General features: G+C 38.1%; 15 protein-coding genes and 1 other annotated feature. Of the genes, 13 read left to right on the forward strand and 2 right to left on the reverse strand.

Annotation, left to right across the window (positions count from 1 at the left end; genetic code table 11):
- The 3 genes from HMPREF2637_RS10985 to HMPREF2637_RS09700 form a co-directional block, all read left to right on the forward strand.
- Nucleotides 1–152 (forward strand): N-acetylmuramoyl-L-alanine amidase family protein (locus HMPREF2637_RS10985; RefSeq protein WP_141760041.1); only part of this gene is annotated, 152 nt, incomplete at its 5' end.
- Nucleotides 153–232: 80 nt separating this feature from the next.
- Nucleotides 233–1,456 (forward strand): peptidase T, encoded by a 1,224-nt coding sequence (gene pepT / locus HMPREF2637_RS09695; protein WP_064524796.1) that lies wholly within the window; start codon nt 233–235, stop codon nt 1,454–1,456.
- A gap of 56 nt (nt 1,457–1,512) precedes the next feature.
- Nucleotides 1,513–2,013, forward strand: a complete 501-nt coding sequence (locus tag HMPREF2637_RS09700) for an EbsA family protein (protein ID WP_002890860.1) — start codon at nt 1,513–1,515, stop codon at nt 2,011–2,013.
- On the opposite strand, the gene HMPREF2637_RS10990 is transcribed toward HMPREF2637_RS09700, so the two are convergent.
- A complete protein-coding gene (locus HMPREF2637_RS10990; protein WP_002890861.1) occupies nt 1,997–2,194 on the reverse strand; it encodes a ferredoxin in 198 nt (65 codons plus the stop codon). The genes HMPREF2637_RS09700 and HMPREF2637_RS10990 overlap by 17 nt on opposite strands.
- A gap of 45 nt (nt 2,195–2,239) precedes the next feature.
- Here HMPREF2637_RS10990 and HMPREF2637_RS09705 point away from each other — a divergent pair, with 45 nt between their 5' ends.
- From HMPREF2637_RS09705 to HMPREF2637_RS11585, 7 genes are all read left to right on the forward strand, one after another.
- Nucleotides 2,240–2,890: an SAG1386/EF1546 family surface-associated protein gene (locus HMPREF2637_RS09705; protein WP_037600535.1), complete on the forward strand. Its 651-nt coding sequence runs from the start codon at nt 2,240–2,242 to the stop codon at nt 2,888–2,890.
- A 21-nt stretch (nt 2,891–2,911) separates the two neighbouring features.
- Nucleotides 2,912–3,592 carry a (d)CMP kinase gene (cmk, locus tag HMPREF2637_RS09710; RefSeq protein ID WP_064524794.1) on the forward strand — a complete coding sequence of 227 codons (681 nt, stop codon included), beginning with the start codon at nt 2,912–2,914 and terminating at the stop codon, nt 3,590–3,592.
- A gap of 23 nt (nt 3,593–3,615) precedes the next feature.
- Nucleotides 3,616–3,738, forward strand: a sequence feature (ribosomal protein L20 leader region).
- Between the two features lie 13 nt (nt 3,739–3,751).
- Nucleotides 3,752–4,282, forward strand: a complete 531-nt coding sequence (gene infC / locus HMPREF2637_RS09715) for a translation initiation factor IF-3 (RefSeq protein ID WP_002885108.1) — start codon at nt 3,752–3,754, stop codon at nt 4,280–4,282.
- A 38-nt stretch (nt 4,283–4,320) separates the two neighbouring features.
- Nucleotides 4,321–4,521, forward strand: a complete 201-nt coding sequence (rpmI, locus tag HMPREF2637_RS09720) for a 50S ribosomal protein L35 (protein ID WP_002885093.1) — start codon at nt 4,321–4,323, stop codon at nt 4,519–4,521.
- Between the two features lie 56 nt (nt 4,522–4,577).
- Nucleotides 4,578–4,937, forward strand: a complete 360-nt coding sequence (gene rplT, locus HMPREF2637_RS09725; RefSeq protein ID WP_002885090.1) for a 50S ribosomal protein L20 — start codon at nt 4,578–4,580, stop codon at nt 4,935–4,937.
- A gap of 44 nt (nt 4,938–4,981) precedes the next feature.
- A complete protein-coding gene (locus tag HMPREF2637_RS09730) occupies nt 4,982–5,455 on the forward strand; it encodes a GNAT family N-acetyltransferase (RefSeq protein ID WP_064524792.1) in 474 nt (157 codons plus the stop codon).
- An 85-nt stretch (nt 5,456–5,540) separates the two neighbouring features.
- Nucleotides 5,541–6,062 carry a DUF2798 domain-containing protein gene (locus HMPREF2637_RS11585; protein WP_064524790.1) on the forward strand — a complete coding sequence of 174 codons (522 nt, stop codon included), beginning with the start codon at nt 5,541–5,543 and terminating at the stop codon, nt 6,060–6,062.
- A 68-nt stretch (nt 6,063–6,130) separates the two neighbouring features.
- Here HMPREF2637_RS11585 and HMPREF2637_RS09740 read toward each other — a convergent pair whose 3' ends face one another.
- Entirely contained in the window at nt 6,131–6,316 is a 186-nt protein-coding gene (locus HMPREF2637_RS09740; RefSeq protein ID WP_002885057.1) for a 4-oxalocrotonate tautomerase, read from the reverse strand.
- A gap of 360 nt (nt 6,317–6,676) precedes the next feature.
- Here HMPREF2637_RS09740 and pepV point away from each other — a divergent pair, with 360 nt between their 5' ends.
- From pepV to HMPREF2637_RS09755, 3 genes are all read left to right on the forward strand, one after another.
- Nucleotides 6,677–8,083: a dipeptidase PepV gene (gene pepV, locus HMPREF2637_RS09745; RefSeq protein WP_064524788.1), complete on the forward strand. Its 1,407-nt coding sequence runs from the start codon at nt 6,677–6,679 to the stop codon at nt 8,081–8,083.
- 40 nt (nt 8,084–8,123) lie between these two features.
- Nucleotides 8,124–8,708: a uracil-DNA glycosylase family protein gene (locus HMPREF2637_RS09750; RefSeq protein WP_070840051.1), complete on the forward strand. Its 585-nt coding sequence runs from the start codon at nt 8,124–8,126 to the stop codon at nt 8,706–8,708.
- A gap of 373 nt (nt 8,709–9,081) precedes the next feature.
- A complete protein-coding gene (locus tag HMPREF2637_RS09755) occupies nt 9,082–12,870 on the forward strand; it encodes a GbpC/Spa domain-containing protein (RefSeq protein WP_064524784.1) in 3,789 nt (1,262 codons plus the stop codon).
- Nucleotides 12,871–13,309: the final 439 nt, after the last annotated feature.

Here is a 13,309-nt window from a genome sequence, read left to right on the forward strand (position 1 = left end):
AAACGACAGCGCCAGCAGTTCTCCTTGAACTTGGCTTCTTGTCAAATCCTCAAGAAGCAGCCCGTTTGAATACCTCTGCTTATCAAGAGACTTTAGCTAACGCAATTGTGGCAGGGATTAAGTCTTACTACGAAAAAGCAGCTAAAGTTTAAGTTATACGGTTAACCCATCAATATGATGGGTTTTTGTGCTATAATTGAGGTAAATACTAAATACAACTAAAGGAGTGCTTATGGGCTACGATTTACTCTTAGAGCGTTTTTTACGTTACGTTAAAATCAATACACGTAGTGACGAAAATGCGACAAGAACACCAACAACACAAAGCCAGGTAGATTTTGCCTTGAAGGTTCTAAAACCAGAATTAGAAGAACTAGGTTTAAGTAACATCCATTATTTGGAAAGTAATGGTTACCTAGTGGCAACCCTTCCGGCTAACGATGACCAATTAACACGTAAGATTGGTTTCATCTCACATATGGATACTGCTGATTTTAATGCAGAAGGTGTGTCACCTCAAGTCATTGACTCTTATGATGGAGGTATTATTCCCCTTGGAAGTTCAGGTTATAACCTAGACCCAGCTGATTTTCCAAATCTCAAGAATTATGTCGGTCAGACACTTATTACGACAGATGGCACCACTCTTCTTGGAGCTGATGATAAATCTGGCATTGCAGAAATCATGACAGCCTTGGCTTATTTGAAGGCTCATCCTGAAATCAGACATTGTGAGATTCGTGTAGGCTTTGGTCCTGATGAAGAAATTGGAATTGGCGCAGATAAATTTGATGTCGATGATTTTGATGTTGATTTTGCCTACACAGTTGATGGTGGCCCATTGGGTGAATTACAGTATGAAACCTTCTCTGCTGCGGGAGCAGAACTTACCTTCCATGGACGTAATGTTCACCCTGGAACAGCAAAAGACCAAATGGTTAATGCCTTGCAGTTGGCAATTGATTTTCATAATCAGTTACCAGCAGAAGAACGCCCTGAATTGACAGATGGCTATCAAGGTTTCAACCATCTTCAAACCATGACAGGTACTGTCGAAGAAGCAAAAGCATCTTATATCATCCGTGATTTTGAAACAGAGTCTTTTGAAAATCGTAAAGCAGCCTTCCAAAAGATTGCCGATGAAATGAATAAAACTTATGGTCAGACACGAGTTGATTTGGTACTCAAAGATCAATACTATAATATGCGTCAGGTTATTGAAAAAGATATGACGCCTGTTGAGTTGGCTAAAGGAGTTATGGAGGAATTGGATATTACGCCAGTTATTGAACCCATTCGTGGTGGAACAGATGGTTCAAAGATTTCATTTATGGGTATTCCAACTCCAAACCTTTTTGCTGGGGGCGAAAATATGCATGGTCGATATGAGTTTGTTTCCTTGCAGACAATGGAAAAAGCCGTAGATGTTATTCTTGGAATTGTCAGTAAACCTTAATAGAGCTTGCTAAATACTGATTTTATGGTAAAATTAGATGTAATGGAGGTGCTGAGATGATTAAAATTTTCGGCAAGTATCGTTACCATTGGCAACCCGAATTATCTTGGCTAATCATCTACTGGTCTTTAGCCATCACGCCAATCTTTATTGCGGCGGCCCTTCTGTTCGAGTTGTACTCGGTGCCCTCACATATTTTGATGCTCTTCACTATTTTCGTTGCCTTGTTTGGTTTAGGTTTCCATCGTTACTTTATTATTGAAGATCATGGGATTCTGCGTATTGTTTCTTTCAATATTTTTAAACCACGCAAAGTGAAAATTAGTGATATTGAAAAAGTCGAAGTTATTAAAACTGGCTTGAGCCTTATTTTTAAAAATGGTAAAAAACGTCAGTTTTATATGAGAAAGTGGCCAAAGAAATATTTCTTAGATGCTTTAGCGCTTCACCCTGATTTCAAAGGTGAGGTAGAGCTATTGGATCATATGACTAACTTTGATTACTTTGCCTTTTATGAGGAATCAAAAAAAGCCCTCAAGCTTAAACTTCGCAAATAAGGGCTTTAGTGGGACAAGACTTGACAGCAGTCAAAGTCTCAGGGGTGTTTTCAATAATTTGATTGAGTTGGTCGCTATCTCTGAATCTAACAATACCTTCGTCATCATAATCGAAGACGGGAGAGTAGGTTTGGCACAAACCACAAGCGATACATTTTTCTGGAATTAATGATACTTTCATAGTATTATTTTAAAATAGATTTATTGTTTTTACAAGGAGAATATCATGAGTAAAAAACCATGGGAAGATAAGGTTTCTGACGAAGAGTTGGAAGAAGTAGTTGACGCTGATTTTCTAGACGATGAAGATGAGTTTGAGGATTATGAAGAAGAAGAGGATGTAACTCCTTCTGATGAAAAACGCGAAAAAGGTGGCGGCTTCATTAATTCATCATTCTTGACAGTCTTGCTTGGATTATTCTTTGTTATTGTTGTATGTATTTTGTTCTTTGTTTTCTATACTTCAAATGTCGGTGGAAACAAAACTGCGGAATCTAAGGAATCATCTGGATTCTACTCATCATCAACTAGCAAAGTTGTTAAATCTTCATCTAGCAAGAAAGACTCAAATAAAGATGAGGAAAGTGACAAATCTAATACAGAAAAATCTTCAAAAGAGAAATCATCTTCAACTAAAGCATCAAGCTCTTCTAAACATGTAGTAAAAGAAGATGCAACTGAGTCAGCTGAGACAACACCATCAAGCGCTACGGCAGCAGCAGATGGTTCATCAATTGTTGTTCAATCTGGTGAAGGTGCTGGTTCAATCGCCGCACGTGCAGGTATTTCTGTAGATGAATTGGAACGTCTTAACCCTGATCACATGACAAGTGGTTACTGGTATGCTAACCCAGGTGACGTCGTTAACGTTCAATAATTTTTAAAGCAAAGGAACATCATGAAAGATATTAGAATTGCTATTGATGGTCCTGCGTCAAGTGGAAAAAGTACAGTAGCCAAGATTATTGCAAAAAATCTTGGCTATACTTATCTTGACACAGGTGCCATGTACCGATCTGCAACTTATTTGGCCTTGCAGAATAGTTTAACTGAGGAAAATGTACCAGAAATTTTGGAGCAACTATCTCAATATCCGATTTCATTCGGAAAAGCAGCAGATGGTAGTCAGCAAGTTTATGTAGGTGATGTCGATATTACACACCCAATTCGTGATAACCAAGTTACAAATAATGTTTCTTGGGTCGCAGCTATTCCTGAAGTGCGTCAAGAACTCGTTGCGCAACAACAACGTATCGCTCAAGATGGGGCTATTATCATGGATGGTCGTGATATCGGGACCGTAGTTTTGCCTGATGCAGAACTCAAGATTTTCTTGGTTGCTTCAGTTGATGAACGTGCAGAACGTCGTTATAAGGAAAATATCGAAAAAGGTATCCCTGCTGATCTTGAGACACTAAAAAAAGAAATTGCTGAACGTGACTATAAAGATAGTCATCGTAAGGTGTCACCTCTTAAACCAGCGGAAGATGCCATCACTTTTGATACTACAGGTGTGTCTATTGATGGTGTTGTGGAATTTATTCAAGAAAAAGCAAAAAAAATTATTGACAAAGGATGACTCACTTGTTATACTATTAACAATGAGAAAAGCAGAAGTGAGAACTTCTCGCCTTGCGACTTAGGTTGTCTGGCCCAACATGTCAAATCCCTCTAGGGATATTATGTGTGCGGGCTTGTATATCAAGTCCGCTTTGTTTTTCTCTAAAAAAATAAAGAGGTGAAGATCATAGCTAAGAAAGATCTATTCATTAACGATGAAATTCGCGTTCGCGAAGTTCGTCTTGTTGGTCTTGATGGTGAACAATTGGGAATTAAACCATTGTCAGAAGCACAAGCTATTGCAGATGATGCAAATGTTGACTTGGTTCTCATCCAACCACAAGCTACGCCACCTGTTGCGAAGATTATGGACTACGGTAAGTTCAAATTTGAGTATCAAAAGAAACAAAAAGAACAACGTAAGAAACAAAGCGTTGTTACCGTTAAAGAAGTTCGTTTGAGTCCAGTTATTGATAAAGGTGACTTTGAAACTAAACTTCGTAATGGCCGTAAATTCCTTGAAAAAGGAAACAAGGTTAAAGTTTCTATCCGATTTAAAGGTCGTATGATTACTCACAAAGAAATCGGAGCTAAGGTCTTGGCGGAATTTGCTGAAAAAACGCAAGATATTGCGATTATTGAGCAAAGAGCGAAGATGGATGGACGTCAAATGTTCATGCAACTTGCACCAATTCCTGACAAAAAATAATTGTCAAACTAACACTATTTTAAGAGGAGAATTTTAAAATGCCAAAACAAAAAACACACCGCGCATCAGCTAAACGTTTCAAACGTACAGGTTCAGGTGGATTGAAACGCTTCCGTGCCTTCACATCTCACCGTTTCCACGGTAAAACTAAAAAACAACGTCGTCACCTTCGTAAAGCGTCAATGGTACATTCAGGTGACTTTAAACGTATCAAATCAATGCTTTCACAAATGCGTTAATTCGCTACAAGCATTACAAATTAACTAAACTAGAATTAATTCGGAGGAATATATAAATGGCTCGTGTTAAAGGTGGCGTTGTATCACGCAAACGTCGTAAACGTGTATTGAAACTTGCTAAAGGTTACTATGGTGCAAAACACATCTTGTTCCGTACTGCAAAAGAACAAGTAATGAACTCTTACTACTATGCATACCGTGACCGTCGTCAAAAGAAACGTGATTTCCGTAAACTTTGGATCACACGTATCAATGCGGCAGCTCGTTTGAACGGTTTGTCATACTCACAATTGATGCACGGTTTGAAATTGGCTGAAATCGAAGTTAACCGTAAAATGCTTGCTGATTTGGCAGTTAACGATGCAGCAGCTTTCACAGCTCTTGCAGATGCAGCTAAAGCAAAACTTGGTAAATAAGAATTAAGGTGGGTCTTACCCATCTTTTTTTTGTGGAGATAATCATGATTCGTTTAGCAAAATCTGAAGATATTCCAAGATTACAGGAGTTATTGGAGCAGATTCTTATTGTTCATCATCAAGCGCGCCCTGATGTTTTTAAGTCAAAAGGCAGTAAATTTACAGATACAGAGTTAGAAGCAGTAATTAATGATTCAAAAAAACCTGTTTTTGTTTACGAGGATGACGAAGGGCGTATCTTGGGTCATCTTTTCTTAATGATTAAAGAAGAAACTGAAAATGATGGTCCACAAAAGGCTGTTAAGACTCTTTTTATTGATGATTTATGTGTTGATAAGGATGCTCGAGGTCAAAAATTAGGAGAAAAGCTTTACCAATTTGCCTTGGACTATGCTAAGGAGCTAGGGTGTTATAATCTGACACTTCACGTATGGAATGATAATGCGGGTGCTGTACGTTTTTACGAACGTTTAGGTATGAAACCGAGATATACAGAAATGGAAACTATCTTAAAATAATACGTTTTCATGAGAGAAATTTCACTTACGAGGAATAAAAATTTTTGATATGCTGAGAGAGAACTTTTAGAAATGGAGAATTTTAATGCCTCGTAATTTTAAAGAAGCTTTGCTTTTTACGATTTTAATGTGTGGAATGATGGTCTATGTGATGAGTCTCTGGAATCTTCTCATCCTTGATTGGACTGGCGTTGTTCCCTTTGCTTGGGGTCACTTTTTCCAAGGTTATCTTCCTGGATTTGTGGTTGCTTTCTTACTTGATATGATTTTGGTGGGACCACTAGCCAAAACAATTGCATTTGCAATTTTGCATAAAGTAAAAGCCCATGATAAACGATGGGCAAAGATTTTAGTGATTTCTGGAACCATGGCGCTATTCATGGTAACGTTTATGTCATTCCATGGATTAGTTTACAACAGTCAGTCGGTAACGCTATCATCCTATGGTCGTGCTTGGTTGACAAATGTTATCATGGCTTTACCACTTAATTTTCTAGTGGTTGGTCCAATTTCACGTTTTATCTTGGGAAAACTACAAAAACCATTGCCTGGTGAAGAAGTCGTTGAGAATTTTGACGACGATGATGAATTACCAACGATAATATAAAAAAACTGGCGTTTCTTTCCAGTTTTTTTATATCAAAAGCAGCCACGGATGTGACTGCTTAATGATGATTAGTTTTTCTTCTTCATTTCACCATGTGGGTAGTAAGTTCCCTCTGGCATATCATTAATGAAAACATGAATGGCTTCTTTAGGTGCTTTGGCAACACGTGATACAACCTCAGTAACTTCGCGAGCAAGTTCGATTTTTTGTTCTTCAGTACGACCTTCAAAGAGATCAATCTTTACAAATGGCATAATGCATCTCCTTAGTTTTGATAGTCCTATTATAGCATTAATGAGGAGAATATTCTAAAGTTTATGGAAATTCTTGAAATGATATTATCGAAATGCTACAATGTGCTGATTCCTAATAGGAGGGCCTAAAGTATAAAGAGCTAGATAGTCAAGAGCTTTACCTCTTAGCTGATATAAATGCTATTACTTTAGATTCGAGTGTTCCTGTTTTAGGAATTTTTCACATTCTATTGAAGATGGTATGAAGTCTTTTGATATTCGGTAAGGGATTGCATTTTTTATTGGCTTTGTTTATAAGGGATGAAAACTCTTACTAAAAATGGTAAAATAGTGCTAACTAGAGACAGTAAGGAGTAAATTATGACAATTGATTTTCGTGCCGAAGTTGATAAGCGCAAAGATGCCTTGATGGAGGACCTTTTTGGTCTTTTGCGTATTAACTCAGAACGTGATGACAGTAAGGTTGATGATAAGCACCCATTTGGTCCTGGACCAGTAAAAGCTTTGGAACATTTTCTTGCTTTAGCTGAACGTGATGGTTATAAAACTCGTAATATTGATAATTATGCTGGTGACTTTGAATTTGGTCAAGGTGATGAAGTATTGGGTATCTTTGCACACTTGGATGTGGTTCCAGCTGGGAGTGGTTGGGATACAGATCCTTATGAACCTGTAATCAAAGATGGCAAACTTTATGCTCGTGGGTCATCAGATGATAAAGGCCCAACAATGGCTTGTTACTATGCCTTGAAAATTATTAAAGAACTCGAGCTTCCAGTATCTAAGCGTGTGCGTTTCATTGTTGGTACTGATGAAGAATCTGGTTGGGGCGATATGGATTATTACTTCGCTCATAATGGGGTGAAAGATCCTGATTTTGGTTTTTCACCTGATGCAGAATTTCCAATTATCAATGGTGAAAAGGGTAATATTACAGCCTATCTCCATTTTGAAGGTCAAAATGATGGAGAATTTAGTCTTGTGTCTTTTAATGGTGGTTTGCGTGAAAATATGGTTCCTGAATCTGCAAGTGCAGATTTCACTGGACCTATCACTTTGAAAGAACTCGAGGCCAAATTAGGAGACTTTGTTGCTGACCAAGAGGTGACTGGTCAAGTGATTGAAGAAGCAGGTATTTTTCATGTGACTATTCATGGAAAATCAGCTCATGGTATGATGCCTCAAAATGGTATTAATGGAGCAACCTACTTGGCACTCTTCCTTAGCCAATTTGATTTCCAAGGTAATGCTAAAAAGTATTTGGGTTTTATTGCTGAAACACTTCATAAAGATTTCTTTGCTGAAAAGACAGGTCTTGCCTATACAGATCCTAAGATGGGTGAGTTGACTATGAATGCAGGTGTCTTTACCTTCAACAAGGAATCTGAAGATAATACAATTGCTTTGAATTTCCGCTACCCTCAAGGGGTTGATACGAATGCTATTAAGGTTGGTCTTGAAAAACTTGAAGGGCCTAAGGCGGTCAGTCTCTCAGAACATGGTCATGTGCCGCACTATGTACCAGTTAATGATCCTATGGTAGAGACCCTTCTTTCAGTCTATGAGAAACAAACAGGGCTTAAAGGTCATGAACAAATTATTGGTGGTGGGACATTTGGACGTCTCCTAAAACGTGGTGTTGCCTATGGAGCTATGTTCCCTGGTTATGTCAACACTATGCACCAAGCCAATGAGTTTACTGAGGTTGAAGACTTGTACCGTGCAGCTGCCATTTATGCAGAAGCTATCTATGAGTTAATCAAATAAAAAAGAGAGACGGTTTTGTCTCTTTTTTGAGGAGGAAAATATGGAAACACTCGATGAATTAACACAAGCAATCATGTCCGATGAACAAAATATAGCTTATACGGAACAAGGTATAAAACCCTTGTTTTCCATTCCAAAAACGGCACGGATTAATATCGTCGGACAAGCTCCCGGTATTCGTGCACAAGAGTCAGGGCTTTATTGGAATGATCCCAGTGGAGATAATCTCAGAGATTGGATGGGAGTTTCACGTGAAGAATTCTATGAATCTGGTATGTTTGCTATTGTACCAATGGATTTTTATTTCCCAGGTCATGGTAAATCAGGTGATTTACCTCCTCGCAAGGGATTTGCAGATAAGTGGCATGAGAAAGTTCTTGCTTTAGCTCCTGATATCCAATTGACGATTTTAGTAGGTAATTATGCGCAGCATTACTATTTACATCAAAAATCGTCAGCAAAATTAACAGATACAGTTAAGCATTACAAAGATTATCTTCCAGAGTTTTTCCCTCTCGTTCATCCTTCTCCTCGAAATAATATTTGGCAAGCAAAAAATCCATGGTTTATGGAAGAAGTAGTTCCAGATTTGAAGGCCTTGGTCAAAAAAATCTTAAGTCGATGATGTCTGATATCTGCACTTGGATTGTCATTTGGTATTGTTTCAAATCAATGAAGCAACTATCAGAACATACCCAAATATTGTAAAGATTTTAGCCCTTTGGGGCTTTTTTTGATGGTTTAATAAATTATTCGGGAAAATAATTAATAAAAAAATCTAATAATATACTTATCTATAGCCACTTAATTCTAATTTTCAGAAGAAGTAACATATAAAATTAAGCTATCTATCCTTTTAAATTAAAGAATCAATTAAATAATACTTATAAATTGAAAATGAGTGTAAAATTTTAAAAAAATTAAGATGATTCTATTGACAGAAAATTTAAAAGTGATAGACTTTAGGTGTTAAGAAAATATAGAAGGAAATGTGTGATATGGGAAGAAAAGATTCACAACGTTTTTCAATCAGAAAGTATAGCTTTGGAGCTGCTTCTGTTCTTTTGGGTACAACCATTCTTGCGATGGGGGCAACTGGTGTACATGCAGATGAGGTTTCAACTTCAGCTGCTACTGATACACCACTTAGTGCTTCTGTACTAACAGATACTGCTGCTGATCCGGCAACAACTGTTGATCATTCGGAGAAGCAAGTTGTTTCTGTCAAAGAAGAAGGAAATACCACTGTAACAACAAGTGTTGTTACAACTGATAGTCTTGAGGATGCTAAAACTTCTGCGGTAAAAGAAGGGGTAGAAGTCGAAGAAACTGCACCTCAAACACATACATCCCTAGAGGGTGCTATTGCTGACAATCAAGCTCAATCAAAAGAGATTAATACGGTTGTTTCGGATTATCAGAAAGCAAAAGAAAGCCACAAAAAAGATGTAGCTGAGTATGATAAAGCTAAGGCTGAGTACGATGCTAAAGTGGCCGAAAAAGCAGCAGCTGATAAAGCAAACGCTGCTTCTAAAGCACAGTATGATACTGATCAAGCTGCTTATGAAAAAGGGTTAGCTAAATACCAAGCTGATAAAAAAGCCTATGATGCAGCATTGGAAGAGTATAATACTCAAAAATTAACTTATGATTTTAAAGTAGCAGAAAAAGCAGCTGCTGATGCAGCTAATGCTAAGTCAGAAGCCGATTACAAGGTACAGTTGGCCGTTTATGAAACTGCTAAAAAGAACTATGAAGCTGCTATGGCTCAGTATACTAAAGACAAGGCAAAATATGATGCTGAGAAGGAAGCTTATGATGCTAAAGTAGCAGAAAAAGTTCGTACAGAAGTTGAAAACAAGGCTGCTCAAGAGCGGTATGAGAAAGATTTAGCTACTTATAATGCCGCTTACGAAAAATATCAAAGCGATTTGGCTGCCTACAAGACTGCTAAAGCAGCCTATGATGCTAAAGTAGCAGAAAAAGCAGCCGCTGATGCAGCTAATGCAAAAGCTAAATCTAAGTATGATGCAGAAATGGTCACATACAACGCAGCTTTGTCTGAATATAAGGCAAATAAGGCTCTGTATGATGCAGCTCTAGCTGAATACAACACGAAAAAAGCAGCCTATGATGTGAAAGTAGCTGAGAAAACGCAAGCAGAAATTACAGATAAGGCTGCTCAAGAGCAATATGAAAAAGATCTTACTGCATACAATACAGCTTATGAAAAATATCAAACTGATTTAGCGACTTATAATGCAGCTAAAGCAGCCTACGATGCTAAAGTAGCAGAAAAAACAGCAGCTGATAAGGCAAATGCGGAAGCTAAAGCCAAGTATGATGCAGAAATGGCTGTTTATAATACAGCTAAAGCACAATACGATAAAGATTTACAAGAATACCAAGCTAAGAAAGCGCAATACGATAAAGATAAAGCAGCCTATGATCAACTTGTTGCTATTAAAGCAGAAGAAGATGCTGCAAAAGCTAAGTATGAGGTTGAGCTTGCAAAATACAATGTAGATTTAGAGCAATACGGCAAAGATTTTGCTACCTACCAAACAAAACTTGCTGAATATCATACAGCTTTGGCACAGTACAAAGATGCTAAAGCAGCCTATGATAAGTACATGAATGATAATGGTTTCCAAGATCTAAAAGATGTAGAAACTGTTCAAGATTTGACCTTCCAACGTGAAGGTGGAGCCATTCATACCATCGATGGCATCAGTGCTTATCTCACTCGTGATGCTCAAGCTCGTTTGAATACAAGCAATGTACATCAGTATGATTCCAATAAATTGGAAGCTTCAGATATTGTAGCAACTACTCCTTGGGCCAATAATGAAACTGAATTTATTCAAATTAAGGAAGGCGATAAATTTGTTGTTACTTATGATAACTTGAATCAGTCAAGCATGCGTGAAAATACGGATATGCATCCGATCAAGCGCGTGATTTATCGCTATGAAATTTTGAGTCTTCCATCAAATGACGGTAAAGGAATTGCAGCCGTTAGCTCAGACCCAACTGTAACACTAACAGTCGGTGCTTCAACAGACCAAAATAAACCCGTTAAAGTTGCTGTAGATGTTGAATTCTATGATGGTAATGGCAATAAGTTTGATTTGACACAGCACAATGCGATTGTTGCTTTGAACTCTCTTAACCACTGGACAGGTGCTTCTTATGTAGATAGTGGGGATAAACCTCGTGCCCTTACAGTAGAAGCCAAGGATAAAAATGGTAACACTGTTCGAGGAACTTGGAATCCATATGCAGATGGTTCATCAATGAGCATTGAAAACAATGCAGTTGTTGTTAAAAATGGAACAGCTGACTTTGGTACTGCTGACGTCACTATCTCTGCTGAAAACCCAATCAAGATTGTGGCACAAAAAGCAACGTGGAATGGTAGTGAATTTACAGTTAGTGAAGAAACTGTTATTGACGCAACTTCAGTCAATGTTTCAGGTGCTGGGAATGGTCACTCTATCGGAACAGATGAGTTCACATTAGACGGTAAAGATGATGTTATCGGTTCTTATACGATTGATTCAACTTCAGGACGTATCATCTTTACTCCTAAGAAGAAATTTGAAAATGTAGAGCACCAAGAATCTGTAAATGTTGGAAACAATAAATACATTCCAATTCCAAATTCAAGTGTTTCTTATGATTCTGCTACAAAAGAGGTGACATCATTTAAAGATAACCAATACATTGAACATGGATCTATCTTTAATGGTGAATCTTCAACGACTCTTGAAGGTTGGGATAATCCATCTTCTCCATACCTCTATTATGGTGGAGCAGGCTTGAAGATGGCTGATGGTCACTTGGTATTTACGGCTAATGGAGCTAATGCTGCTGGTCAACCAACAGTATATTGGTTTGCGATTAACTCAAATGTTGGTATTCCAAAAAATCCAGGTGAAGCGCCAAAAGAGCCAACAGCTCCTGAAGAACCAAAGGCTCCAACACCACCAACGATTACATTGGAAGTTCTTCCAGCGGTACCAACAGAACCAACTCCGCCAACAGCTCCTACGGCACCAACAGAACCTAACTATACAGTTGTTACAGTTGATGCAGAGGAACCAAAGGCTCCAACAGAACCAAAAGCTCCAACGCCACCAACTCCGACAGTTGTTGAAGTTCCAGCGGAACCAAGCAAACCAGAAGAACCTAAAGCGCCAACACCACCGACAGAACCTAACTACACTGTGGTTACAGTTGATGCAGAGGAACCAAAGGCTCCAACAGAACCAAAAGCTCCAACGCCACCAACTCCAGCTTTAGTTGAAGTGCCAGTGGAGCCACGTAAGATTACGGCTCCAGTAGAACCTAAGGCTCCGACTCCACCTACACCAGTAGTTGTAGAGGTACCTGGTGAGCCAAGAAAACCAACGCCACCAACAGCTCCAACAGCTCCAACACCACCAACTATGGTCACAGTTAATGTTCCTAATAAACCTGTTTCACCTAAAGAACTTGTAGCTCCTAAGGTAAAATGGCATAAAAATTATCTTGTTGAGCGCGTAACACGTCCAGTACCAACGACGCCACCAACACCTCAAAAACCAAAAACTCCTGGAACACCTACGGGACCAAGCGTTACACCAACTTCTTCTGTAGTTGCTAAGCAAGAAACAGCAAGAACTAATAGCGCCGTATTGCCAGAAACAGGTGACTCTAACCAAAAATTAGCATCTGTAACAGGTCTAGGCTTGCTTTCAATGGCCCTTACAGGTCTATGGTCAGCTCGCAAACGTAAACATTAATAAGATAAAATGAAAGATTAGGTTGTTTTGCTATACAAGACAGTCTAGTCTTTTTTTGTTACCTGTTCTTTGCATATTATCGCTATAAATAAGTTTGAAACTTAAAACTAATAGGGGAAACGAGAGGACATGATTTAGGTGAAAGAGCTATCCCAAAGCTAAATATCACAATGAAAAGTAAAATGAAAGCTTATAGTTGATTGTTTTTCATAATCTTTTCAATAAAAAAACATTAAAGCGAATTGGACTAGATATTATAAAATTAAACCGCCTATTTGTATCGTAAACACTATTAATTATAGGATTTTGTCTATCAAATATTTTGATATTAAAAAGTATTTGAATTTAAGAATCTAATCGAATTTAAAGGAATGCGTGTTTTTATGAGATATCTCAAATTGACATGGTTCTTTCTTTTGTTAGAATATGAACATAACTA

This window comes from Streptococcus sp. HMSC065H07 (assembly GCF_001837325.1).
GTDB classification, from domain to species: Bacteria; Bacillota; Bacilli; order Lactobacillales; family Streptococcaceae; genus Streptococcus; species Streptococcus salivarius_H.